Raw genomic sequence first — 24,045 nt, 5'->3', positions numbered from 1 at the left:
AGGCATGAGCCCAAGGCGAGGACCGCTGAGCGCAGGGGAGCGGGTCCAGCTGACCGACCGGCGTGGCCGCAAGCTGACGGTCATGCTGGAACCTGGTGGCCTGACCCAGACCGACCACGGTCTCCTGCCGCACGAGGCCATGATCGGTCTGCCCGAGGGGTCCGTGGTGGTGACCATCTCGGCCGACAAGTGGCGGCAGATGCGTCACAAGCAGGATGCCGACACCGACACAGGTGAGCATGACAGAGCCAAGCCCTGGAAGTCCTCGCGAGGCATCGGAGGATGGGCCTTTACCGTCATGCGTCCACGGCTTGAGGACTATATTCTCTCCATGCCGCGCGGCGCCCAGATCATGTACCCCAAGGATGTGGCCCGGGTCATCCTTCTGGGCGACATCCGTCCCGGCATGAGGGTTCTGGAGTCGGGAGCCGGTTCAGGGGCCATGAGCCTGGGGCTTCTGGATGCCATCGGCACCGAAGGAAAACTGACCAGCATCGAGCGGCGGGAGGAGTTCGCCAGGGTGGCCATGGGCAACGCCACCGTATTCTTTGGGCAGCGCCCTGCCCAGTGGGACCTGCGTACCGGCGATTTCGACACCGTTGCGGGCGATCTGCCCGAGGACGAATTCGACCGTATTGTTCTGGACATGCTGGACCCGTGGAACCGTTTGGATCAGGCCTACCGGGTCATGGCCCCCGGCGGCGTGCTGACCGCCTACGTGACCACCACCACCCAGCTCAGCCGACTGGCCGAGGCCCTACGTGCCGACGGTCGGTGGACCGAACCCGAGATCATGGAGAGCCTGGAGCGTTCCTGGAAGGCCGACGGTCTGGCGGTCCGACCCGAGCATGAGATGATAGGGCACACCGGCTTCCTCTTGACCAGCAGGGCCATGGCTCCCGGCCAACAGGCTCTGCGCAAGCATATCCGGGCTACCAAGGACTACCAGACCGATGTGGATCAGGGCCGGCGGCCCGCCAAGATCAGCGGCTCAAATCGCGAGCGCGAAAAGGAAGACCTGGAGGACCTCGAGGATTTGGAGTTGCGCCGGGTCTCCGATCGCAAGCTACGCAAGGTGTTGCGTGATCTGGACCATCAGGTGCGCACTCTGGAAGACGGCAAGGAGCAAGAAGGCTGATCGCCCATGACCCTCACTTTCACCCGGCTCTGTCATAATGGAAAAGACGCCTGATAGGAACTTCGGGAAAGGAAGCATGGCATGGGTTTGCGAAAAGGTCTGAAGGCCGAGGAACTGCGCAGGTGCAGCCGAACCCTCATGCTCATGCGTCATGCCAAGACGGAACGCCAGGGGTCACAGGGCGATCGCAGCCGCCAGCTGACCGACCGTGGCCAGAAACAGGCCCGGATCATGGGCCGTGGATTGACCGCTTTGGGCCTGGTGCCCGACCGTATCATCTGCTCGGGTGCGCCCCGGGCCCGTCAGACCCTGGACGGCATGCTCAAACCCCTGGGCGACGGACCCCGGGTCGATTACCGGGAATCCCTCTATGAGTCCGGCATGCAGGCGGTCTTCGACCAGCTGGCGCAGACTGAGGACCGTGACCGCCGGGTCCTCATCCTAGGGCATGAGCCCACCGTGTCTATCTGCTCACAGTGGCTGGCCGAGGACAACTCCGATCCTGACCTTTTGGACCTGCTCAATCTTGGACTGCCGCCGGCCACTATGGTCGTGCTGGGCTCCGAGCGGCCATTGACCGACTGGGGAACCCATCAGGCCCGTTTGCTTGGCATTCTGGGCCCCCAGGATCTGGAGGACTGACCGGCGGAACAAGCCTAAGTCAATCTTATGCAGGCAGTCTCAGTGAGCATCGGTCACCTGCCAGCCGTCCTGTCGTTATCGATTCAGGTTATGGCGACACCTTATTTGCACCAATTACCCGCCTCCCCCCGCCGCTGATAGGCTGACCAAAGACATCAGGACGAAACTGGGAGGTTTCATGGCAGCGATTACATCCGTGTCCGGATTCCCGCGCATCGGCGCGCACCGCGAACTCAAGAGGGCCATCGAGGGCTATTGGAAGGGCGAACGGAATCTGGACGAGGTTCGGCGCACAGCCGCTGATCTGCGGGCCAGGCACTGGCAGCTTCAGCAGCAGGCAGGCGTCGACCTAATTCCCGTCAATGATTTCAGCTACTACGACCAGGTCCTGGATACCTCCATCCTCCTGGGCGTCGTGCCAGAGCGCTATCGGAAGCTGGGCCTGGGTCCCGAGGATACCCTCTTCGCGATGGGCCGCGGCTACCAGGGGGAGCAGGGTGACGTGACCGCCCTGCCCATGAAGAAGTGGTTCACCACCAACTACCACTACCTGGTGCCCGAGATCGATCAGGACACCAAAATCGCTCTGGAAGGCGATAAGCCCTTCAAGGAGTTCCAGGAGGCGCGCGAACAGGGCATCGCCGCCAAGCCGGTGCTGATCGGCCCCTATACCTTCCTCAAGCTGGCACGCGGCCCCCAGGGCGAGCTGCTGGATCTCGATCCGGCACTGGTGCAGGACCTGGCCAAAGCCTACGCAACCATTCTGGAGCGGTTCATTGGCCTGGGCGCCGACTGGGTACAGCTGGACGAGCCCTATCTGGTCCTGGACAAGGAACCGGGCGACCTGGACCTCTTCGAAACCCTCTACCAGCCCATTCTCAAGGCCCGCCAGAGCGATCAGGGCAAGGTCCGTATCCTGCTCAACACCTACTTCGGCCATGTGGGCGACTGCTATGACCGGCTGGCTGACCTGGGCTTCGACGGCATCGGCCTGGATCTGATCGAGGGCAGGGATGAGAATCTGGCGGCCCTCAAGGAGCACGGCGTGCCGGAGGGAACCACCATCTTCGCCGGCCTGGTCAACGGCCGCAACATCTGGCGCAACGACTATGCGGTCAGCCTGGGCCTCCTGGATGCCCTGCACCAGGTGACCTCGAACGTGGTGGTGTCCACCGCATGTTCCCTCCTGCACGTGCCCTACACCGTGGCCGACGAGGACGGGCTGGATGCCGACACCGTGCGGCCCCACTTCGCCTTTGCCCTGGAGAAGCTGGGCGAGCTGCACGACCTGGCCCAGCTGGCCGATGCCGACGAGGATCAGCGCCGCTCCAGCAAGGCCCTTGCCGACAACCAGAAGCTCTTCGACGGCAGCCGCGTCCAGCCTGACCCGCAGGTGCAGCAGCGCCTGGCCGGCCTGAAGGACGAGGACTTTGTCCGCACCCCGGCCCGGCCCGAGCGCCAGAGGATCCAGGCCCAGGAGCTGGGTCTGCCCCTGCTGCCCACCACCACCATCGGCTCCTTCCCCCAGACCGGCGAGGTCCGCGCCGAGCGGGCCCGCCTACGCAAGAAGGAAATCAGCCAGGAGGACTACGACAACTTCATCGCCCGCAAGATCGACCAGGTCATCGACCACCAGGAACAGATCGGTCTGGATGTTCTGGTCCATGGCGAGTTCGAGCGCAACGACATGGTCGAGTACTTCGGCCAGAACCTCAAGGGCTACCTGTTCACCCGGAATGCCTGGGTCCAGTCCTATGGCACCCGCTGCGTCAAGCCTCCCATCGTCTGGGGTGACATCTCCCGTGCCCGGCCCATCACCGTGCGCTGGTCCTCATACGCCCAGTCCCGCACCAACCATGTGGTCAAGGGGATGCTGACCGGTCCGGTGACCATTCTCAACTGGTCCTGGCCCCGCGAGGACATCGATCACGAGCAGCAGACCCGCCAGCTGGCCCTGGCCATCCGTGACGAGGTCCTGGACCTGGAGGCCGCAGGCATCCGCATCATCCAGATCGACGAGGCCGCCCTGCGCGAGAAGCTGCCGCTGCGGCGCTCCGACTGGCACAGCCGATACCTGGACTGGGCCATCCCCGCCTTCCGGCTGGTCCATTCCGGCGTCAAACCCACTACCCAAATTCACACCCACATGTGCTACTCGGAGTTCAACGACATCATCAAGGACATTGATGCCATGGACGCCGATGTGATCTCCTTCGAAGCCTCCCGCTCCGACCTGACCGTCCTGGATGCCATTCAGGAGGCCAAGTTCGAGACCGAGGCAGGCCCCGGAGTCTACGACATCCACTCGCCGCGCATCCCCTCCACCCAGGAGATCGTGGACCGGATCCACGCCATCCTGAAGAAGCTGGACGCGGCCAAGGTCTGGATCAACCCCGACTGCGGACTCAAGACCCGAGGCGACAAGGAGACCTGGCCCAGTCTGGAGCACATGGTGGCCGCTGCACAGCAGGTGCGTGCGGAGCTATCGTCCAGTCAGGAGTCGGATCATGCATGAGCCTATCTTTTCCCTGGAGGTCTTTCCCCCCAAGCGCGATGCCCCGGTGGGCACCATCTATGACACCCTGGATGGTCTGGAAGGGCTGATGCCCGACTTCATCTCGGTGACCTACGGGACCGGCCGGCGCTCAGACCGCACGGCCACGGCCCGCATAGCCAAGACCATCCACACCGAGTACGGCATCCCTGCCGTGGCGCACTTGACTGCCCAGTACGCGGACCGCGAGGTGATCGACCAGGCTCTGGATATGTTCGATGACGCAGGGGTGGCAGCGGTGCTGGCCCTGCGCGGCGACAGCGTGGAGGGCCGTGAGCCTGCCGGAGTCTTCGACCATGCCAGCGACCTGGCCGCCTATATCCGTTCCCGTCGGCCCAACCTGTCGATTTACGGAGCCTGTTATCCGGAGACCCACCCGGAGGCCGCCTCGCCCGAGGAGGACATCGAGAATCTGAAAATCAAGGTGGATTCCGGCGTGGATCATCTGGTTTCGCAGCTCTTCTACGACAACGCCGATTTTCTGGACTTCCTGGACCGGGCACGGGCAGCCGGCATCCAGGTGCCCATCGAGGCCGGCATCATGCCCATCACCAACGAGGGCCAGGTCCGGCACATGAGCGAGGTCTGCAAGGCGCGGATCCCGGCGGCGGTTGAGTCCATCCTGGAGCGCTGGGGTGACGACCGGGCCAGCCTGCGCGAGGCGGGCATCATCTACGCCTCACAGCAGATCGCCGACCTGGTGGCCCATGGAGTAGACGGCATCCACCTCTACTCCATGAATCATTCTGGCGTCACCAGGCGCATCTGGCACAATGTCCGTCACCTCTTCCGGCAGGTGGGCGCCAAGGAGGAGCCGGCCAGCAGCCAAAAATGACCGAATAACAGAGGGGGAGATACCCTGCATCGATGAACGCAGAAGTGTGATCGCCAGCTTTCAGCGACGCTTTCGGCCTTGATTGTCGGTGCGGGGCCTCAGCCAAGGCCAGACCTTGAGTGCAGCTCTGTTGAGTGGCGGTATCATGCCAATCAACAGACCAAGGATCATCCCTCCGATGGTTACCCAGGAGGCCAGGTCACGTCCCAACAGTATGAGAACGACTACCAGGCCGACTCCGATCAGGGATAGGATCGGTGTCCAGCGTTGCTGCGATTCGGTCAGCCGGTCGTTTTTCTTTGGCAGAAATCCGTAGATCAGTCCCACCGCCAGCCCTACCAGGGCGCAGGCAATGGTCAGGAGGATATCGGTCAGCTGCATTCTAGGTTTCCTTCGTTCATGATTGCTCGGGCAGGATCTTTCTGGTGCCGCGCAGGGCGTGGACGCGGGCGTTGGCCCTGGCCATGGCATCCAGCTGCTCCTGATCCTGGATGACATCCTCGGGATCAATGCCTGAAATCAGCGCTATTACAGTCTCATAGGTGGTCTTGGCCGTAGGCAGGACGCCCACCAGCCGACCTTGACGCATGACTGCTATGCGGTCGGAAACCGCGAAGACATCCGGCAGATCGTGGCAGACCATGAGAATGCTGCGGCCTTCGGAACGCATGCGCTTGATGTAATTGAGCACCTCGGCGGACTGCATGACCGATAAGGAGGCCGTCGGCTCGTCCATGAGGATCAGTTCGGGATTGTCCAGCAAGGTTCTGGCGATTGAGACGGTCTGTTTTTGTCCCAGGGAGAGGGTGGCCATGGGTTGGCCTACTCGGATGGGGGAGGACAGCGACTGCAGGACCTGACGGGTACGCCGACGCATGGCTTCGTCATCGCGACGATGGTGACGATCACGCAGTTCCTTGCCCAGGAAGAGGTTGGAGGAGACATCCAGGTTGTCGCAGAAGTCCTGCCCTTGAAAGACGGCTGCGATGCCCAACTGATTGGCGACTCTGATCGAGGGAATGCTGGTTGGTTGGCCCTTCCAGATCAGCGTACCCCGATCGGGCCGGATCAAGCCCGACAAAATTCTGACCAGGGTGGACTTGCCTGCTCCATTGTCGCCCACGACAGCAAGCACCTCGTGTTGGCGAATATCCAGGCTTACATGTTTGAGGGCCTCAACGAAGCCGAACCTGATGCAGAGGTCGTCCATCTGCATCAAAACAGCGGTTTCATGCAATCCAGGTCACCTCCTCTACGATGATCGACCTGCGGATACTGTGGACACATCAATGTGTTCGTTGACGCTATCGACAGCCATCATAGCCGCCCCCAGAGCCGATCCGGTAATCGGATAGCGGGCAGGAAGCACTTCCATGGGGACCATGGCGTCAGGGAAGAGCATGCGCTGGAGAGTCTCCCGAAGGGGCTCCAGAAATACGTCTTCTGTTGTGCTCAGGATGCCTCCCAGGATCACTACCTCGGGATCCACGGCGTTGCAGAGATCAGCCACTACATTGCCGATGCGGATGGCGGCGTCGCCTACGATCCGCCGGCAGCCCGGGTCCCCCTTGACGGCATTGGCCACCAGATCCTCCAAGGTCATGTTCCCATGGGTCACGCTCAGCAAGGAGACCAGGCGGTTCTCATCCACCACTGTATTCAGGCACCCACGGTTGCCGCAGATGCAGATATCGCCCAGGGGATCCACCTGAACATGGCCGATCTCGCCGGCGAGCCCGGTGGTGCCCCGCCAGACCTCGCCGTTGATGACGATCCCCGAGCCCACACCGTCGTTGGCGTGGATATAGACGAAGTTTCGTCTGCCGACCGCCACGCCCATTCTCAATTCGGCCATGGCCGCGAAGTTGGCGTCGTTGTCCACTTGGACCGGCACCTGGAAGGCCTCGTGGAAGGTGCCTATCAGATCCTCCTTGTCCCAGCCTCGCAGGATGCCGGGAATGGCCAGCTGGTGAGTCCTGCAGTCCACAGGGGCCCCCATGGCCAGGCCTATACCGACAAGCTCATCCGGTTGGGCACCAATGGAAGTCAGCGTCTCCTTGATCAGAATCATGGCCCGTTCCAGGGTGGTGTCCGGCTTGTGCTGCCGTGGCAGGGCCATATCATGCTCTGCCAGGATGGCATGGCTGGCGTCGACAACTTCCAGCCGCATTTCGTGACGGCCGATGTAGAGCCCGACTCCGAGGCCCTTGCGGCGGGCCAGCATGACCAGGGTGGCGCGGCGGCCGTTTCTGGTGGTGGAGGATGTCTCCAGAAGTCCTTGCTCGCCCATCAAACGCACCAGGTTGGAGACAGTTGCCGTTGAAAGCCCGGTATTTTCAGCCAATTCGATCTGGGTCATGGCGCCGAATCTTCGGATCGTATCCAGCAGGAGGGCACGGTTGGCCTCACGCAGTGAGGACTGTGAACCGAACAATCGATGTGCCATAGGTTCCAGTGTAGCCAAGATCGTGGCTTGCCCCCGCCCAGTGCACCCCTTGCGCCGATGAAAGCCAAAAGTTCGAACAAATTATTAAGTTCATGTACGAAACAGATAAATAGATAATCAGCTTTGTTGAGTTGATAAAGTTAACGCAATTGGGTATGCTGACCACTGGGCCTGCAATGAAGGGACCCAGGCAGACGGAGATGCCTGCCGGAGAATTCAAGGATGAAGGAGTCTTCATGAAGATGATGCAACGAGCCATGGCGGCGGTCATCGGCGTCGCCATGCTGACCGGACTGGGCGCTTGCGGAGGTTCACGTGCCTCCAGTTCCTCCCAGGAGGGAGGATCGATCGGCAAAGGCGCCACCATCGGCGTGTCCATGCCCACCAAGTCCGAGGAACGTTGGAACAAGGACGGCAACAACCTCAAGAGCAAACTGGAGAAAGCAGGCTACAAGGTAGTGCTCTCCTTCGCGGATGACAAGCCCGCCCAGCAGAATGCCGACATCGAGAACATGGTCAACAAGGGCGCCAAGATCGTGGTGGTGGCCTCCAAGGATGGCACCGCCGTGGGGCCTGCTGTCGAGAAGGCCAAGGATGCCGGGGCCAAGGTCATCGCCTATGACCGGCTGATCATGAACACCAAGGCTGTTGACTACTATGCGACATTCCAGCTCGAGCGCACCGGCGTGCTGGAGGCCAACTGGCTGATCGATCAGCTGGGACTCAAAAACGGAGCCAAGGGTCCGTTCAATATTGAGCTCTTCACCGGTTCTCCCGACGACAACAACGCCAAGTACTTCTTCAAGGGCGCCTGGGAGCTGCTGCAGCCCTACTTCAAGTCGGGCGTTCTGGTCAGCCCCTCCCAGCATGGCGGCGGTGTGACCAAGGACTTCAAGCTTTCAGACTGGCAGAAGATCTCCGTCCAGTCCTGGAAGACCGAGCAGGCCCAGAAGGACATGGAATCCATTCTTGATTCGACCTACGCCCATGGCGAGCGGTTGGATGCCGTGCTGAGCCCTTATGACGGCATCAGCCAGGGAGTCATCAACGCCATCCAGTCCAAGAGGCCCGACATCCAGCCCAATACCGACAACTGGCCCAAGATCACCGGGCAGGACGCCATGGAGATCTCCGTGGCCAACATCTCCAAGGGGCTGCAGGGTCAGACCGTCTTCAAGGACGTCAACAAGCTGGCCCAGGCCGTCTACGACATGATCATCGAAATCGCCGAAGGCAAGAAGGTCACCGGCATCAACGGCACCTTTGACAACAACAGCATCAAGGTGCCCTCGAAGCTGCTGGATCCCAAGGCCATCACCAAGGACAACCTGACCGATCTGGTCAAGGCGAACTACCTGACCCAGGCACGATTCGATCAGCTGACCAAGTGAGGTTGGCATCACAGTCGCGCCGGACCGTCCCGCTTCCGGTCAAGGGGAGGGACGGTCGGCGCACAGGAGGTGAAAGCATGTCCGACGAGGACATCTTGTTGCGAATGCAGGGAATCACCAAGACCTTCGGTCCGGTAAAGGCCCTGTCCAATGTCGACATGGATGTGCGCAAGGGCGAAATCCATGCCATCTGCGGGGAAAACGGAGCCGGCAAGTCAACCCTGATGAATGTGCTGTCCGGGGTCTACCCTCATGGCAGCTATACCGGCGAAATCCTGTTCGACGGCAAGCCCTGCCGCTACCGGACCATCAATGATTCGGAGGACGACGGCATCGTCATCATCCACCAGGAGCTGGCGCTGAGCCCTTTCCTATCCATTGCCGAGAACATCTTCCTGGGCAATGAGCAGGCCCACAATGGCGTCATGGACTGGGACACGACGAGGGCCAAGGCCTCGCGTCTGTTGGAGCGTGTGGGGCTGGACGAAAAACCCGACACCAGGGTCATGGACCTTGGAGTGGGCAAGCAGCAGCTGGTGGAGATCGCCAAGGCGCTGTCCAAGCACGTCAGGCTGCTGATTCTGGATGAGCCCACAGCCGCCTTGAACGACGATGATTCCGATCATCTGCTGGATCTGGTCAGACAGCTGCGTGACCAGCAGGGAGTGACCAGCATCCTCATCACCCACAAGCTGGGCGAGGTGGGGCAGATTGCGGATGGGGTGACCATTCTACGGGATGGCTCCACGGTGGGCGGCATGCGAATCGACCAAGACCACCCGCTGGATCAGGATCTGCTCATCCAGAAGATGGTCGGCCGCGAGCTGACCAACCTCTATCCCGAGCACGTGCCGCACATCGGCAAGGAGGTGCTCAAGGTCAGCGATTGGACTGTCCACCACCCGCAGGATCCCTCCCGCACCGTGGTCGATCATGCCAATCTGGTGGTTCACCAGGGTGAGATCGTCGGACTGGCGGGACTCATGGGTGCGGGCCGCACCGAGATGGCCATGAGCATCTTCGGGCGATCCTATGGCAGCCGCATCAGCGGCAGAATCGAGATGCATGGCCGCCAGGTCGAGCTGCCGAACGTCCAGTCGGCCATCGATTCGGGCCTGGCCTATGCCACTGAGGACCGCAAGGTCTTCGGACTCAATCTGCTGCAGAACATCAGGGAAAACGCCTCCTTGGCCTCGCTCAAGAAAATGAGCCGCCATGGGGTCATGAACGAGAACCTGGAGAGGGCACGGGTGGAGGAGTACCGCAAGGACTTCAACATCAAGTGCAGCAACATCGATGTGCCCGTCTCCACCCTTTCCGGCGGCAACCAGCAAAAGGTCGTGCTGGCCAAGTGGGTGATCTCGGATCCTGATGTGCTCATCCTGGACGAGCCCACCCGAGGCATTGATGTGGGAGCCAAATACGAGATCTACGAGATCATCGACCGGCTGGTCGACCAGGGCAAGGCTGTGGTGGTCATCTCCTCTGAATTGCCCGAGCTGATCGGCATCTGTGACCGGATTTATACGGTCAGCCAGGGGGTCATCACCAACGACGTGGAGCGACGGGACTTCTCGCAGGAATATCTGATGAAGGGCATGACCCAGGAAAAGAAGGGAGTGGCAGCCAGATGAGCTCGCCCAACAGCAACAAGAGCACCGCCCAGGCGGTGGAACAAGAACAGGCAGGACCTGGCATTCTGGCCTCCCTGGCCAGCAATGCCCGGCAGTATGGCATCGTCGGCGCTCTGGTGGTCATCGTGGTCGTCTTCGAAATACTGACCAAGGGGGTGCTGCTCAAACCCAACAGCTTCGTCTCGCTGATCCAGCAGAACGCCTACGTGATCATCCTGGCCATCGGCATGGTCATGGTCATCATCGCCACCCACATTGATTTGTCGGTGGGCTCGCTGGTGGCCTTCATCGGAGGCGTGTGCGCCATCCTCATGGAACATATGGGGGTCAATTGGATCGTGGCCATCGGCCTGTCCCTGATTGTAGGTCTGCTGATCGGCATCTGGCAGGGCTTCTGGGTCGCCGTCATCGGCATTCCAGGATTTATCACCACCCTGGCCGGCATGCTGATCTTCCGTGGCCTGGCCACGGTCATCGTCGGCGAGTCCGTGCCTATCACCTCCGCACAGTTCAGGGGGATCGCCCGTGACTACCTGCCCAACATCCTGGGATGGTGGGGCCCCTTCGACGGCCTGACCGTGGTGCTGGGCCTGATCTGCATCCTGGCATACGCATGGTCGCAGATTGCCCGCCGCCGCAAGACCCTGGCTGTAGGTCTGGTTCCCGAGCCCAAGGCCTTGATGACCGGCAAGATCATCGTGGCCGCAGTCGTCATCCTCTTCGTGACCTACCTGCTGGCCTCCTCCGGCAATGAGAACCAGGGCGGGACACCCATAATGCTGGTCATTGTGGCCGTATTGGTCCTGATCTACAACTTCATCCTCACCAGGACCGTCTTCGGCCGGCATGTCTACGCAGTGGGCGGCAACCGCAAGGCCGCTGTGCTTTCGGGCATCAACGCCAAACGGGTGGACTTCACGCTCTTCGTCCACATGGGCTTCCTGTCGGCCGTGGCAGCCATCTGCATGCTTTCACGACTGGCCTCGGCCACTGCTCAGGCAGGCATGGAGTTCGAAATGGATGCCATCGCCTCCTGCTTTATCGGCGGCACGGCTGTCACCGGCGGCATCGGAACCATTCCCGGGGCCGTCGTTGGAGCCTTCGTCATGGGTGTCATCAATCAGGGGCTGTCCATCATGGGTGTGGATACAGCCATCGTCAAGACCATCAAGGGCCTGGTGCTCCTGCTGGCTGTGGCTATTGATGTCATGTCCAAGCGCCGCAAGAGCTGACCTGACCATCGGCTTAGGGGACGGGCACTTCACGTCCCCTAAGCCATCATTCACCTTTCGAACATCTGCAAAAAGGAGCACAATCGTGCGTATCACCGGCAAGGCCCGTTCTCGGATGTATGGCCTGACTGCTGCTGCCTGCGCCATCTGGCTGGTCCAATCCTTGGCTGAGGCCGTGCGGGACGGCAGCCTGCTGACATGGCCCACACTGATCTTCACCGTGTGCCTGACTGTTGTCACCGTATACTGTGCCGTCTGCGCCTTCCGGGAGGGGCGTAAAGGCTGACGACCCGTCACCCCTATAATGCCTGTACCGGTTCCGCAGACATCAGAGTCGTTGTGGAGCCTTAAGCAAAGGCAGGGGATGAGTCATGGAAGATCCAGCGCAACCGACCACTTCGACCCTGATCCACCTTGGGCTGCACGACCTGGACAAGGCCCGGGTCAGGCTGGATCGGCTTAGCCGTCTGGTGGACGATCGGGAGCTGGAGCAAACCCTGGTCCAGAGCCTCGAGCAGGCCTGTGATCCTGACGAAGCCCTTGCTGGGCTGATACGAATTCTGGAGCAGTACCCGCAGGGAGCCAGGCCGGACTTTCTGGCCGGATCCCCGCAGGAAAACCAAGATGCCGCCCAGTCGCTGATCCGGGTGCTGGGGGCCTCGGAGGCCATGGGGCGACTGATGCGCTCGCGGCCGGAGCTGGTAGAGGCAGCCGCCCTTGACCACGACCACTTGGCTGACTGTCCGGCGGAAACCAGGAAGAAGCGGGTTCTTGACGCCTTGGACCGGGTGGAGAAGAATTCGGATTCGGCGCCCTCACTGGCGGCCTACGCCGATGCACTGCGGTTTGAATACCGGCTGCAACTGGCTGCCGTCATGGCCCGGGATCTGGCAGCTGAGGATCCCCTGGAGCTGGAGCCAGCAATCAGCCGGGCCCTGTCCGACATGGCCGATGCTGCCTTGCAGGGTGCCCTGAGCATCGCCTGCCGTCAGGTTCCCGATGCGGATTCATGCCGTCTGACCGTCATTGGCATGGGCAAGCTGGGCGCCCAGGAACTCAATTACGTATCCGATGTGGACATCATGTACTTGGTGGAGCCGGCATCAGGGACCGATTCGAAGGAGACCGATCCCATCGCTGTGGGCACTGCCATGGCCGTCCTCCTGCAGCGAGTCTGCCAGGCGGTCATTCCCGGATCGACCGAGCCGCCGCTTTGGAAGGTTGATACCGCCCTTCGGCCAGAGGGGCGTGACGGCCCCCTGGTGCGGCGTCTGGCCTCTTACGCTGACTACTATGCCCAATGGGCTGAAAATTGGGAGTTCCAGGCCCTGCTCAAGGCCCGTCCTGTCGCGGGCGACAAGGCCCTGGGCCAGGAGTATGCGGCGATGATCGAACCCCTGGTTTGGGGTGCCTGCCAGCGTCCCAACTTCGTCTACGACTGCCAGCGGATGCGCCAACGTGTGGAACGACTGATACCCGAGGACCGCAAGGAGCGTGAGATCAAGCTGGGTCAGGGGGGTCTGCGGGACGTGGAATTCACCATCCAGATGCTCCAGCTGGTCCATGGCTCCAGCGACCCCGATCTGCGTTGTCCGGCCACCCTGGATGCCCTGCAGGCACTGGCCCAGGGCGGCTACATCTCTGCCAGGCACGGCGACCTGCTGGATCACGACTATCGGTTCGAGCGGGTCATGGAGCATCGTCTGCAGATCTGGCAGCTGCGTCGCACCCATCTCTTTCCGAAAATCAACCGTTCAGGTACCCTCGGCCAGCGGCCACCCAGCCTGGAGGAACTGGAGAACAACCGCGATCTGCGACGGCTGGCCCGGGCCTTCGGTCTGCATGCCGACCAGATGCTGGCCCAATACCAGGCCACCAGGATCGAGGTCCGCAACCTTCACCAGGCCATCTACTTCCGCCCCATGCTACCCATCAATGCCCAGGTGGACGAGGACGAGGTCAGCCTGCGCCCGCAGGCGGCTCGCGCACGGTTCGCATCCATCGGCTTTGCCGACCCCGATGCAGCCATCCGCCACGTTACAGCGCTGACTACAGGGGTGACCCGATCGGCGCGGATCAACCGTATTCTCATGCCTGCCGTTCTCCAGTGGCTGGGGGAGGGACAGGATCCGGACATGGGACTGCTGGGCTGGCGAACCCTGGAGGAGCACTTCGGCGGCAAGAGCACATACCTGGGCTTCCTTCGTGACTCCACCTCGGCCGCCCGCCGACTCTGCCACGTCCTGTCCAACTCGCGCTACCTGTCCGGCGCCCTGGCCCGGTCCGTCCAGTCGGTCACCTGGCTGGGCCATGACCAGGATATGATCCCCCGTGATCGAGCCACCCTTGACAAGCGCGCCGCGGCCTATCGCACCCGTCATGCGGACTCGCTGGAGGAGTTCGCCACCGCAGTGCGGGCCATGCGCCGACAGGAGATCGAGCGTATTGGACTGGGCTGGATGAGCGGGGTGGACGATCAGCAGGCCTGTCTGGCGGGCATGTCCGATGTCTATGATGCAGCCATCAATGCAGCCTTGGACTGGGCCGTGGACCACCGCCTGGAACAGGCTAGTGCACCAGCCGATCTGGCTGTGATCGGCATGGGCCGCTACGGAGGCAGGGAGGTCAACTTCAACTCGGACGCTGACATCATGCTGATCTATCGTCCAGCCTCGGGCGCCGACCAGGACCAGGCGGCGGAATTCGCACGTGGGGTGACCGCCGACCTGCGGGCCGTCCTGGCTGGACGGGCCAGCCTGGAACCCGGCATCGATCTGGACTTTGACCTGCGCCCCGAAGGACGCCAGGGTCCTCTGGTGCGATCCCTGGACTCCTACCAGCGTTACTACCGAGAATGGTCCGAGACCTGGGAACATCAGGCCCTGATCCGGGCCAGGTTTGCAGCCGGGAATGCGGACCTGGCCAAGGCCTTTCTGGAGGGTACGGCCAATCCGCTGCGCTACCCTCAGCTGCCACCCAACGAGGAGGAACTGGGACAGATTCGCCGGCTCAAGGCCCGGATGGAGGCTGAGCGACTGCCGCGCGGCGTGCGTCGGGACCGGCATCTGAAGCTTGGTCGGGGAGGGCTGTCTGACGTGGAGTGGACGGTTCAGCTCCTCCAGCTGCGCCATGCCCACGATTTGCCTGAGCTGCAGGTCACCGGCACGCTGACAGCCCTGGACGCCCTGGAGGCTGCGGGACTCATCCAGACCAAGGATGCCAAGGCCCTACGCCGCAGCTGGGTGCTTTGCACGGCTGCCCGCAACGCCAACTTCCTCTGGTCCGGACGTGTTTCCCAGGCGGACATCCTGCCTGACGATGGTCAGGTTCTGGGAGGCATCGCGGTCTGCTTGGGCTACCCGGCCCACCGGGGCCAGCACTTTGTCAACGAGCTGCTGGCGGCCATGCGCCGCTGCAGGCAGGTCATGGAAAGGCTCTTCTACGGAGGCTGACCCTGGGTCCATCCGGGGTCGTATGCTTGTTCAGGTCACATAAGGTGGCCACCTTGAGGAAGGTGAGCCGTTGTCCCAACAAGTTGATCACGCATCCAACACCTCTTCCGCCGTCGTTCCCCTTCGTGGGCGAAGTGTGGTAACCCTCGACGACATTCCCATGACCCAGATCCTGGACCTGCTGGATCGGGCGGCCTACATCGATACCCATCGCCGCCAGGTGGCCCACACCTGCGACGGCCGGGTCCTGGCTACGCTCTTCTATGAACCCAGCACCCGCACCCGGCTCAGTTTCGAGACGGCCATGCTCCGTCTGGGCGGCCAGGTCATCGGGTTCGCCGGCGCCCAGCTGGCCAGCGTCTCCAAGGGGGAGTCCATCAGCGACACCCTGAAGACGGTCTCCAACTACGCCGACATCGTGGCCATCCGCCACCCCAAAGAAGGGGCCGCTCTGGTGGCCTCCCAGGCAGCCACGGTCCCGGTCATCAACGCCGGCGACGGTGGACACATGCACCCGACCCAGACCCTGACCGACCTGGCCACCATCCGCGCCCGCAAGGGTCGGTTGAACCACCTGACCATCGGTCTGTGCGGGGACCTGACCTTCGGCCGCACCGTCCACTCCCTGATCACCACCCTCTGCCGCCTGGGCCATGTGGACTTCGTCCTGATCAGTCCCGACGAGCTGCGTACCCCCGAATACGTCCTGGAGAGGATTCGCTCCTCGGCTGACTGCACCTACCGTGAGACCGGGGACCTGAACGGGGTCATCGGTGACCTGGACGTGCTCTACATGACCCGTGTCCAGCAGGAGCGATTCTTCAACGAGGACGATTACCTGCGCCTGCGCGACACCTACATTCTGAATGCCGACAAGCTTCGGTCCGCGCGCCCCGACATGGCCATTCTCCACCCGCTGCCCAGGGTCAATGAGATTGCCGTGGAGGTGGACGATGATCCGCGTGCGGCCTACTTCCAGCAGGTCCGCAATGGCATGCTGGTCAGAATGGCCCTGGAGAGCGCCCTGCTGGGTGACGAGCTGCCCGGTTACCGCAAGCAGAAGGAGGTGGCGGCATGAAGGTCACCAGTATTGTTGATGGCATCATCATCGACCACGTTCGTGCGGGCACAGCCCTGAAGGTCTTGCACTACCTGCGCGTGGACCCGGCGAAGACCAGGCTGGCCCTGATCATGAACACGGACAGCCGCAAGTACGGGTCCAAGGACATCATCAAGATCGAGCAGACCGGGGATCTGGACCTGACCGCCCTGGGGTTCATCGCCCCCGAGGCCACCGTCGATGTGGTCCGGCAGGGCAGGATCGTCAGTAAGCATCAGCCGGACCGCCCCAACCATCTGGTCAACGTCATCACCTGTGTCAACCCCCGTTGTGTGACCACGGTGGAGACCGGCGTGGACCAACGCTTCCACCTGGACGATGCCGGGGTCTACCGCTGCGACTACTGCGACGAGAAGGCTGAAGACTGACATGCGGCTACTGGGGTTGACTGATTGGCGCAACGGCAGGGCGGTCGATCTGGTGCTTCCCCAGGCAGTCGAAAACGCGCTGATCGACGAGACCGGTGCCATGTCGGCGGGGGCGGATCAGATAGACGCTTCGGGGCTGGTACTGGCTCCGGCCCTGGTCGATCCCCACGTCCACCTGCGCGACCCTGGGCAGACCGATAAAGAGGATATGGTCACCGGCGCAGCTGCCGCAGCGGCCGGAGGCTACGGGCTGATACTGCTCATGCCCAATACCCAGCCCGCCATGGACGGCCAGGCGAAGATGGCCGACGGGCGCACGGTCATCGAATACCTGGAATCCTATGAACGTGACCACGGGCTGTGCCTGCCGGTGGACTATGCCCTCTGCGTGGCTGCTACCAAGGACCGGGCAGGCCGTCAGGCCTCAAACCCAGACGACTGGTCGGGGCACCTGCCCGGCCACGGATGGGCACACCCTGTAGTGGCCATCAGTGACGACGGCTCGGCCGTCGCCGATCAGGCCCTTGAGGCTGTGGCCGCCAATGCCCGGGAATTCGATCTGCCCATCCTGGACCACTGTGAACACCACGAGCACGGTCAGGTCAACCTTGGTGCTGTCAGCCGCCAGCTAGGACTGGAGGGGATTCCAGCCTCCACCGAGACCGCCATCATCAATCGGGACATCGCCCTGGCAGAACGCACCGGCACCAGGGTGCATCTGCAACATGTCAGCACCGACGGCGGGTTCGAAGCTGTCCGCCGGGCCAAGGCCCATGGTCTGCCGATCACCTGCGAGACCGCACCCCACTATCTGGCCCTCTGTGACGAGGACCTGCTGCGTTGCGGCAGCATGGCCAAGATGAACCCTCCGCTGCGGTCCCGCGCCGACCAACAGGCTGCCCTTGAGGCCGTGGCCGACGGCACTGTGGACATGATCGCCACCGACCACGCCCCCCACACTCTTGCTGAGAAGGCGTTGGGGCTCAAGGATGCCCCCAACGGCATCATCGGCCTTGAGACTGCCTACGCGGTCTGCAACCAGGTCCTGGTCAAAAGCGGGCTCATCAGCCATGACCGCCTGATCGAGCTCATGTCCTTAGCTCCAGCAGAGCTCATGGGCATGCACCGGTTCCTGCCCGAAGACCTGCCCTCGTACATGGCCAACACGGTCAATAAGGCTGGCCAGCCACCCGTCGACTTGGTCATCTTGGATCCTGAGGCCAAGTGGAAGGTTGATCCCAACCGCTTCCACTCCAAGGCGAGGAACACCCCCTTCGCCGGGGCGGAACTGACCGGACGGATCATGGCCACCATCAAGGATGGGCATCTGGTCTTCTCCCGCCTGCCCGCAAGCCGTGTCATCACCAGGGAAAGGATCTGAGCATGGACCGACTGACCGCGCTCATCCAGGACAAGCAGAATCCGACCGTGGTCGGCCTGGATCCGCGACCGGAACTGCTGCCCAGCCAGCTGATCGAACAGGCCCGGCAGCGCGCCGCCGGGAGCATGGCCCAGATGGGCCTGGACCCCAAGGATCCGCAGCAGACCCAGGGCGAACAGGCTCAGGCCGTCTGGGCGGACCACCTGGCCCGGGCCTATCTGCGCTTCAACCTGTCCATCCTGGAAGGCGTGGGCGACCTGGTGCCCGCAGTCAAGCCCCAGATCGCCATGTACGAGGCCCTGGGGCCCTGGGGCATCAGGGCCTACACCGGCACCTGCCGGGCTGCAGCCGACCGCGGCCTCTATGTCATCGGTGACGTCAAGCGCGGGGACATCGGCTCCACGGCCGAGGCCTATGCCGCCCACCTGGACGGGCTTCCCCTGCCCTTCAATCAGGGGCAGGCAGTGGATGGGTCGGCCCCAACAGGCGGGAGGTTCCCCTGGTACGAGGATGCCCTGACCATCAATGTCTACCTGGGCTCCGACGGTGTTGAACCCTTCCTAGAGGCAGCCGGACACATCCAGGGAGACCTCTTCGCCCTGGTGCGCACCTCCAACCCCTCGGGCAGCCAGATCCAGGAACTGGGCCTGGACGTGAACTCGGGCGGCGGCACTATCTATCAGCGCCTGGGCGACTTGGTCGAATCCTGGGGGCAGTCCTCCATCGGCCAATCAGGTTACTCCAGACTTGGCGCCGTGGTCGGCGCCACCCACCCCGAGGACGGCGCACTGCTGCGCCGGGCCATGCCCCACACCTTCTTCCTGGTCCCCGGCTACGGAGCCCAGGGTGGTTCGGCGGCCGACGTGGCGCCCATGTTCGACCGGTCCGGCGGCGGCGCTGTGGTCAACTCCTCACGGGGGATCATCGCAGCCTGGCGGAAGGATCCGGACTACAGCCCGCAGCTGAGCGTTCAGGCGGCCCTGGGTATGGTCACCCGCGATGCCCGCCAAGCCGCGCAGGCCATGAAGGACGATCTCAATCAGGCGATCAAGGAGGCCCGATGAAACCCAACCTCTTCATATCCACCAGCCAGGTGGAGGAGCAGGCCCAAGAAGCAGGCCGACTGCCCGGACGGCGCACCGCCCAGGTCACCGGCATGGAGCCCTTGGACCGGCAGGTCTGGCGGATGCTCATCCGCGACCCCTACCTGGCAGCCCACGCCCCGGCAGGAGCTTTCATCAACCTCTACTCGGCCGACCGGATGACCATGATGCCCAGGCCCTTCGGCATCAGCCGGGTTTTGGAGGGCGAGCAGATTGAGATCATCTTCGCCGTAGTGGGCCAGGGGACCTACGAGTTCTCCCGACTGCAGCCAGGCATGGCTGTGGACCTGCTGGGACCCCTGGGTCATGGCTTCGACCTGGAGAAACCGGCTCACTATCTGCTGGTGGGTGGCGGCCTGGGCGTCCCCCCGCTGATCCGCGCAGCCCAGTGCCTGCAAGGTCGGTCCGGAGTGCGTACCACCGCCTTGCTGGGCTATCGGGACCATCGGTTCGCGGATGCCATCATGGGCTCGCTGACCGATCGGCTGGAATCCATCGACAATGCCTCCGGGGATGTGATAACCCTTTTGGACCGGGTTCGCGGCGACATCGATCCTGAGCGGACCATCATCCTGACCTGCGGCCCCCTGCCCATGATGCGGGCCGTGGCCGCCTGGGCCCGTAAGGCCGGCCTGCCTGCCCAGTGCTGCATGGAGTCCCGGATGGGGTGCGGCTATGGCACCTGCGTGGCCTGCGTGGTCGACACCGTGGACGGCAGGCTCAAGGTCTGCAAGGACGGCCCGGTCTTTGCCGCCGACCGTCTGATCTGGGATGCAGGCGGGGACAAGAAGGAGGCACGATGAGCGGGCTGACAATCATGGATCCTCTGGATCCGCACACCTGGCGGCATGGCACTGTTGTGGCCGGCATGCCCTGGAAGAACCCGGTGGGCACGGCCTCGGGCACCTTCAACCTGGATGCCTGTGGGGGCTATTACGACGTCTCCCAGATGGGTGCCATCTCCACCAAGGGTGTTTCACCGGTTCCCTGGGAAGGCAACCCCACGCCCAGGACCGCCGAGAGTCCAGCCGGCATGGTCAACTCCGTGGGTCTGCAGAACCCGGGTGTGGACCATTATCTGGTGGACGAGCTGCCCAGGCTCAAGGCCTTGGGAGCCAACGTGGTCACCAATGTGGCCGGCCACAGCGACGAGGACTATGCCACGGTCGTGGAACGCTTGGCCGACTCCCCGGCGGACATGCTGGAGATCAACGTCTCCTGCCCCAACGTCTCTCACGGGGGGATGTCCGTAGGCACTGACGCCAAGGCCCTGAACCGGCTGATCACCCGCCTTCGGGGTCTGACGGACAAGCCCATGGTGGTCAAGCTGACCCCCAACGTCACCGACATCGTGGAGGTGGCCCGGGCGGCCGTCGATGGGGGAGCGGATGCCCTCAGTCTGATCAACACCCTGGTGGGCATGCGCATCGACATCAACACGGGCAGACCCATCCTGGCCCAGGGCACCGGCGGTGTCTCAGGCCCCTGCATCCTGCCTATTGCCTTGTCCTTCGTCTGGCGGGTGCGTCAGGCACTGCCCGAGGTTCCCATCATCGGCATCGGGGGCATCGACTCGGGGCTCACGGCCTTGGAATTCCTCTATGCAGGGGCCAACGCCGTGGAGGTCGGGGCTGCGGCCCTGGTGGATCCTGTGGCGCCCATGAGGGTGGCCCGGGAGCTGGACGATCTGTTGGACGAGCGGCCCAAGCTGGCCGATTTGCTCAAGAAAGGGGAGTGCTGGCGATGAGCGCATCCGCAGCCGAAAACACGACCAACCAAGACGGGGAAGCCCAGGAGCAGACCCGCCGCATCCAGGAGGGCTTCACCAGCTTTCTGCTGCAGAGCGGGGCCCTCAAGTTCGGTGACTTCACCCTGAAGTCGGGGCGGCGCTCGCCCTACTTCATCAACGCCGGAGCCTTCAATGACGGACGGTTGATCGCCCTGCTGGGGGAGTTCTACGCCCGGATCATCGTGCAGGCCGTGAAGCAGGGGACCCTGCCCGCCGACATCGACACGGTTTTCGGTCCGGCTTATAAGGGGATTCCCTTGGCCGTCTCCACCGCCATCGCCCTGAGTGGGGCGCACGACATGCCGGTCGGCTACACCTTTGACCGTAAGGAGGTCAAGGACCATGGCGACGGAGGCCTCATGGTCGGCACCCAGCTCAGGGATGGTATGAGGGTGTTGCTGGTGGATGACGTCATGACCGCCGGGACCGCGGTTCGCCAGGTGGTGCCCAAGATCATGTCCCAGGCCAAGGTGACCATCGTCGGCCTGGTGCTCTCCGTGGACCGGATGGAGCGCACCGGACAGGGCCAGGGCTCGGCTGTCGAGTCCATCATGGATGAATTCCACTTCCCTGTCATCAGCATTGTCAACGTCCGCCAGATCTTCGATGCGGCTGCCTCCATGAAGGGCCCGGACGGGTCGCCCATTCTGGATCAGCACACGGCCGATGCTGCCAGGGACTATCTGGAGCGCTACGGGGCCTGAGCAAGGACCGGCTCATATCAGCGCACATTCTTCGGACGGTCCTGCTGTCGGCCGACCCTCGTGTAGATTGGTAAAGGTCCGGCGGGCAGGCCGACGGATCATCATCGCAAGGAAGGCCATGGATCATGACAAAACCTCTGGGACAGAACGGTCATGAGGAACCGGACCAGACTACGGCCGACGCGGTGAATGCGACCAAGCCTGCCGTTTCGGCCACTTCGGCTGATGGGCGAATTGCCACTGAGGAGAAACCCATAGAGACAGGTCAGCCTCAGGAGAGCGGCTCTGAAGACAGTGCACCTGCACAGAGCTCGCGGAGGGTTCCGTTGATACTGGTGGCGGTGGCTCTTGTGCTGGTGCTTGCGGCAGGCATCTACATGCTGTGGGCTGATCATGCAGCAGGCAACCAGTCAGCCCAAAAGCCCTCATCAGGAGCGTCGACCGCGCAAGTCAGCCATGGTCCCAGCGGGGACGCCAAGGCCTACAAGGCCCTGCAAGAGGTCACCGTCAAGCCTTCGGTGGCCGACGACCAGGGAGGGCTGACTGTTTCAGCCAAGGGGGTCGGCAGCAAGAAGAAGGTTGCCGACGCACCGACCCTTGAGATCTTCATGGACCCCATGTGCCCCTGGTGCGGCAAGGTGGGCCGGGTCATCGATCCCCAGCTGCAGCGCATGATCAGCGCCGGTCAGATCAACGTCACCTACAACTTTTTGAACTTCCTGGATTCGGCCTCCAGTGACCAGTACTCCAGCCGCGTGGACAACGCCCTGGCCATGGTGGCCCAGGAGGATCCGGATCATCTGCCGGCCTTCGCTGCCGCCGTCTTTGCAGCAGACTTCCAACCCAATGAAAGCTCCTATCAGGCGGTCTCCGATGCACGTCTGGCCGACAAGGCCGTGGGCGTGGGCGTGCCCAGGGCTTTGGCAGACCGTTTCGCCCAGGGCACCTACAGGCCATGGGTGGACAAGGTCAATGCCTATGCCATCACCCGCAAGGACGCCAAGGACGCCAAAGGGGAGTTCTCGACCCCCACCATCATGATCAACGGCAGGGTCTGGGATCTGACCGCAGCGGCCAAGAGCCAAGGCGGATTGGAACATCTGGATCGAGCCCTGCTCAAGGCCCTGGGGCTCAAATCGCAGGATGTGGGCCATCAGGGGAAGATGCCCTCCATCGGAGCACAGGGAAAAGCGCTGGCAGTAAAGTGAACGGCGATTAGTGACCAGCGGCGAAGTTCACTCGTCACCGCTACAGGAGGAACTGTTATCTGTTGGACTGTCGCTTGCCTGGCTCCTGCTCGCCTGGCTCCTGCTCGATCAGCGAGTATCCGTGGCTGGACACCACCTGGCGCAGCTTGTCCAAGTAGAGTTCGGCGGCATGGGACAGCTTGGTCCGGCTGTTGACGATCCAGCCCACCAGCATGGATTCGTCCGACTCCAGGGGGACGCTGACGATCTTCTCGTTGTTGAGGTCCTCGTTGTCGATGCCGGTGCAGACCGTGTAGGCGTTGAGCCCGACGATGAAGTTGAGCATGGTGGCCCGGTCACTCACGGTGATCTGCTTGGGGGAGTAGTCGGGCCAGACCGCCTCCTCGGCGAAGTAGAAGGAACCCTCTTCGCCCTGCTCGTACTGGAGGAAGGGGTAGGGTTCCAGGTCCTTCATGGTCACCATGGCCCGATCGGCCAGGGGGTTGGTTCGTGCGATGAAGACATGCAGGTCCGCCCGGAAGAGGGGGTGGAAGTCCAGGTGCTTCTCCCGGAGCATCTTGGACAGCACCCGCTTGTTGAAGTCGGACTCGTAGATGATGCCGATTTCGGACTGGAGGGTGGCCACCTGGTCGATGATGTCCCTGGTGCGCGTCTCCCGTATGGTGAATTCGTACTCGTCGGAATCGATGGAGTTGATCATCTCCACGAAGGCTTCCACTGCGAACATGTAGTGCTGGGTGGAGACCCGGCAGAGCTGCTTGCGGGGCCTGACCTGCTTATAGCGGGCCTCCAGCAGGTCGGTCTGGTCCAGAATCTGTCGTGCGTAGGTCAGGAATTCCGCCCCGTCCACGGTCAGAGCGATCCCCTGGGAGTGGCGGGTGAAGATTTCGATGCCCAGCTCGTTCTCCAGCTCCTTGACCGATGAGCTCAGTGCCGGCTGGGAGATGTAGAGCTCGTGCGAGGCCTCGTTCATCGAGCCGCATTCGACGATCTTGACGATGTAGCGCAGTTGGAGCAGTGTCATATAAGCCAATCTATACCCAAGGCC

General features: G+C 62.7%; 21 protein-coding genes. 17 read left to right on the top strand and 4 right to left on the bottom strand.

Translation table 11 applies throughout. The features are described 5' to 3' along the window. Positions 1–4 precede the first annotated feature (4 nt). The 4 genes from LPC22_RS06970 (at position 5) to metF (ending at position 5,169) form a co-directional block, all read left to right on the top strand. Positions 5–1,138: a tRNA (adenine-N1)-methyltransferase gene (locus LPC22_RS06970; protein WP_229133268.1), complete on the top strand. Its 1,134-nt coding sequence runs from the start codon at positions 5–7 to the stop codon at positions 1,136–1,138. 81 nt (positions 1,139–1,219) lie between these two features. Further along, on the top strand, positions 1,220–1,780 hold the full coding sequence (locus LPC22_RS06965) for a SixA phosphatase family protein (protein WP_024627979.1): 561 nt from the start codon (positions 1,220–1,222) through the stop codon (positions 1,778–1,780). A gap of 178 nt (positions 1,781–1,958) precedes the next feature. Next, positions 1,959–4,295 carry a 5-methyltetrahydropteroyltriglutamate--homocysteine S-methyltransferase gene (gene metE, locus LPC22_RS06960; protein ID WP_229133267.1) on the top strand — a complete coding sequence of 779 codons (2,337 nt, stop codon included), beginning with the start codon at positions 1,959–1,961 and terminating at the stop codon, positions 4,293–4,295. Then, a complete protein-coding gene (gene metF, locus LPC22_RS06955) occupies positions 4,288–5,169 on the top strand; it encodes a methylenetetrahydrofolate reductase [NAD(P)H] (RefSeq protein WP_229133266.1) in 882 nt (293 codons plus the stop codon). Before metE ends, metF begins: the two co-directional genes overlap by 8 nt. 60 nt (positions 5,170–5,229) lie before the next feature. On the opposite strand, the gene LPC22_RS06950 is transcribed toward metF, so the two are convergent. From LPC22_RS06950 to LPC22_RS06940, 3 genes are read right to left on the bottom strand one after another with little or no spacing between them, the layout of a single operon-like run. Further along, positions 5,230–5,550: a hypothetical protein gene (locus LPC22_RS06950; RefSeq protein ID WP_229133265.1), complete on the bottom strand. Its 321-nt coding sequence runs from the start codon at positions 5,548–5,550 to the stop codon at positions 5,230–5,232. 16 nt (positions 5,551–5,566) lie between these two features. After that, the gene (locus LPC22_RS06945) at positions 5,567–6,406 is read right to left on the bottom strand and encodes an ATP-binding cassette domain-containing protein (RefSeq protein WP_229133264.1); all 840 of its coding nucleotides are present in this window, start codon (positions 6,404–6,406) and stop codon (positions 5,567–5,569) included. Between the two features lie 15 nt (positions 6,407–6,421). Then, on the bottom strand, positions 6,422–7,615 hold the full coding sequence (locus LPC22_RS06940) for an ROK family transcriptional regulator (protein WP_229133263.1): 1,194 nt from the start codon (positions 7,613–7,615) through the stop codon (positions 6,422–6,424). Between the two features lie 236 nt (positions 7,616–7,851). Between LPC22_RS06940 and LPC22_RS06935 the strand changes: the two genes are divergently transcribed. The 13 genes from LPC22_RS06935 (at position 7,852) to LPC22_RS06875 (ending at position 22,997) form a co-directional block, all read left to right on the top strand. Then, positions 7,852–9,006, top strand: a complete 1,155-nt coding sequence (locus tag LPC22_RS06935) for a substrate-binding domain-containing protein (RefSeq protein WP_045924497.1) — start codon at positions 7,852–7,854, stop codon at positions 9,004–9,006. Positions 9,007–9,083: 77 nt separating this feature from the next. Then, complete coding sequence (locus LPC22_RS06930) at positions 9,084–10,640, top strand: ATP-binding cassette domain-containing protein (protein ID WP_229133262.1); 1,557 nt, start codon at positions 9,084–9,086, stop codon at positions 10,638–10,640. Further along, a complete protein-coding gene (gene mmsB, locus LPC22_RS06925) occupies positions 10,637–11,872 on the top strand; it encodes a multiple monosaccharide ABC transporter permease (protein ID WP_024627987.1) in 1,236 nt (411 codons plus the stop codon). The genes LPC22_RS06930 and mmsB overlap by 4 nt, the downstream gene beginning before the upstream one ends. An 85-nt stretch (positions 11,873–11,957) precedes the next feature. Then, positions 11,958–12,158 (top strand): carbon starvation protein, encoded by a 201-nt coding sequence (locus tag LPC22_RS06920; protein WP_121914686.1) that lies wholly within the window; start codon positions 11,958–11,960, stop codon positions 12,156–12,158. Between the two features lie 85 nt (positions 12,159–12,243). Further along, positions 12,244–15,324 (top strand): bifunctional [glutamine synthetase] adenylyltransferase/[glutamine synthetase]-adenylyl-L-tyrosine phosphorylase, encoded by a 3,081-nt coding sequence (locus LPC22_RS06915; RefSeq protein WP_229133261.1) that lies wholly within the window; start codon positions 12,244–12,246, stop codon positions 15,322–15,324. A gap of 70 nt (positions 15,325–15,394) precedes the next feature. Beyond that, a complete protein-coding gene (pyrB, locus tag LPC22_RS06910; RefSeq protein WP_024627990.1) occupies positions 15,395–16,402 on the top strand; it encodes an aspartate carbamoyltransferase in 1,008 nt (335 codons plus the stop codon). Further along, complete coding sequence (locus tag LPC22_RS06905) at positions 16,399–16,812, top strand: aspartate carbamoyltransferase regulatory subunit (RefSeq protein WP_045924450.1); 414 nt, start codon at positions 16,399–16,401, stop codon at positions 16,810–16,812. The genes pyrB and LPC22_RS06905 overlap by 4 nt, the downstream gene beginning before the upstream one ends. A gap of 1 nt (position 16,813) precedes the next feature. After that, entirely contained in the window at positions 16,814–18,193 is a 1,380-nt protein-coding gene (locus tag LPC22_RS06900; protein ID WP_229133259.1) for a dihydroorotase, read from the top strand. A 2-nt stretch (positions 18,194–18,195) separates the two neighbouring features. After that, a complete protein-coding gene (gene pyrF / locus LPC22_RS06895; RefSeq protein ID WP_229133258.1) occupies positions 18,196–19,257 on the top strand; it encodes an orotidine-5'-phosphate decarboxylase in 1,062 nt (353 codons plus the stop codon). Then, positions 19,254–20,099: a dihydroorotate dehydrogenase electron transfer subunit gene (locus LPC22_RS06890; protein WP_229133257.1), complete on the top strand. Its 846-nt coding sequence runs from the start codon at positions 19,254–19,256 to the stop codon at positions 20,097–20,099. The genes pyrF and LPC22_RS06890 overlap by 4 nt, the downstream gene beginning before the upstream one ends. Continuing rightward, positions 20,096–21,043: a dihydroorotate dehydrogenase gene (locus LPC22_RS06885; protein WP_229133256.1), complete on the top strand. Its 948-nt coding sequence runs from the start codon at positions 20,096–20,098 to the stop codon at positions 21,041–21,043. Before LPC22_RS06890 ends, LPC22_RS06885 begins: the two co-directional genes overlap by 4 nt. Beyond that, complete coding sequence (gene pyrE, locus LPC22_RS06880) at positions 21,040–21,789, top strand: orotate phosphoribosyltransferase (protein ID WP_229133255.1); 750 nt, start codon at positions 21,040–21,042, stop codon at positions 21,787–21,789. Before LPC22_RS06885 ends, pyrE begins: the two co-directional genes overlap by 4 nt. 125 nt (positions 21,790–21,914) lie before the next feature. Continuing rightward, complete coding sequence (locus LPC22_RS06875; RefSeq protein ID WP_229133254.1) at positions 21,915–22,997, top strand: DsbA family protein; 1,083 nt, start codon at positions 21,915–21,917, stop codon at positions 22,995–22,997. Between the two features lie 55 nt (positions 22,998–23,052). Here LPC22_RS06875 and LPC22_RS06870 read toward each other — a convergent pair whose 3' ends face one another. Further along, entirely contained in the window at positions 23,053–24,021 is a 969-nt protein-coding gene (locus tag LPC22_RS06870) for a LysR family transcriptional regulator (RefSeq protein ID WP_229133253.1), read from the bottom strand. Between the last annotated feature and the right edge of the window lie 24 nt (positions 24,022–24,045).

It is taken from the genome of Bifidobacterium mizhiense (assembly GCF_020884755.1).
Taxonomy (GTDB): Bacteria; Actinomycetota; Actinomycetes; order Actinomycetales; family Bifidobacteriaceae; genus Bombiscardovia; species Bombiscardovia mizhiensis.
The sequence above is the reverse complement of the archived record's forward strand: the minus strand, read 5'-3'. Positions and strand labels throughout refer to the sequence as shown.

Bases quoted from the DNA above. Each gene is read 5' to 3' on its own strand.
- LPC22_RS06970 (WP_229133268.1), top strand. From the start codon at position 5: ATGAGCCCAAGGCGAGGACCGCTGAGCGCAGGGGAGCGGGTCCAGCTG.
- LPC22_RS06965 (WP_024627979.1), top strand. From the start codon at position 1,220: ATGGGTTTGCGAAAAGGTCTGAAGGCCGAGGAACTGCGCAGGTGCAGC.
- metE (WP_229133267.1), top strand. From the start codon at position 1,959: ATGGCAGCGATTACATCCGTGTCCGGATTCCCGCGCATCGGCGCGCAC.
- metF (WP_229133266.1), top strand. From the start codon at position 4,288: ATGCATGAGCCTATCTTTTCCCTGGAGGTCTTTCCCCCCAAGCGCGAT.
- LPC22_RS06950 (WP_229133265.1), bottom strand. From the start codon at position 5,550: ATGCAGCTGACCGATATCCTCCTGACCATTGCCTGCGCCCTGGTAGGG.
- LPC22_RS06940 (WP_229133263.1), bottom strand. From the start codon at position 7,615: ATGGCACATCGATTGTTCGGTTCACAGTCCTCACTGCGTGAGGCCAAC.
- LPC22_RS06935 (WP_045924497.1), top strand. From the start codon at position 7,852: ATGAAGATGATGCAACGAGCCATGGCGGCGGTCATCGGCGTCGCCATG.
- LPC22_RS06930 (WP_229133262.1), top strand. From the start codon at position 9,084: ATGTCCGACGAGGACATCTTGTTGCGAATGCAGGGAATCACCAAGACC.
- mmsB (WP_024627987.1), top strand. From the start codon at position 10,637: ATGAGCTCGCCCAACAGCAACAAGAGCACCGCCCAGGCGGTGGAACAA.
- LPC22_RS06915 (WP_229133261.1), top strand. From the start codon at position 12,244: ATGGAAGATCCAGCGCAACCGACCACTTCGACCCTGATCCACCTTGGG.
- LPC22_RS06905 (WP_045924450.1), top strand. From the start codon at position 16,399: ATGAAGGTCACCAGTATTGTTGATGGCATCATCATCGACCACGTTCGT.
- LPC22_RS06900 (WP_229133259.1), top strand. From the start codon at position 16,814: ATGCGGCTACTGGGGTTGACTGATTGGCGCAACGGCAGGGCGGTCGAT.
- pyrF (WP_229133258.1), top strand. From the start codon at position 18,196: ATGGACCGACTGACCGCGCTCATCCAGGACAAGCAGAATCCGACCGTG.
- LPC22_RS06890 (WP_229133257.1), top strand. From the start codon at position 19,254: ATGAAACCCAACCTCTTCATATCCACCAGCCAGGTGGAGGAGCAGGCC.
- LPC22_RS06885 (WP_229133256.1), top strand. From the start codon at position 20,096: ATGAGCGGGCTGACAATCATGGATCCTCTGGATCCGCACACCTGGCGG.
- pyrE (WP_229133255.1), top strand. From the start codon at position 21,040: ATGAGCGCATCCGCAGCCGAAAACACGACCAACCAAGACGGGGAAGCC.
- LPC22_RS06875 (WP_229133254.1), top strand. From the start codon at position 21,915: ATGACAAAACCTCTGGGACAGAACGGTCATGAGGAACCGGACCAGACT.
- LPC22_RS06870 (WP_229133253.1), bottom strand. From the start codon at position 24,021: ATGACACTGCTCCAACTGCGCTACATCGTCAAGATCGTCGAATGCGGC.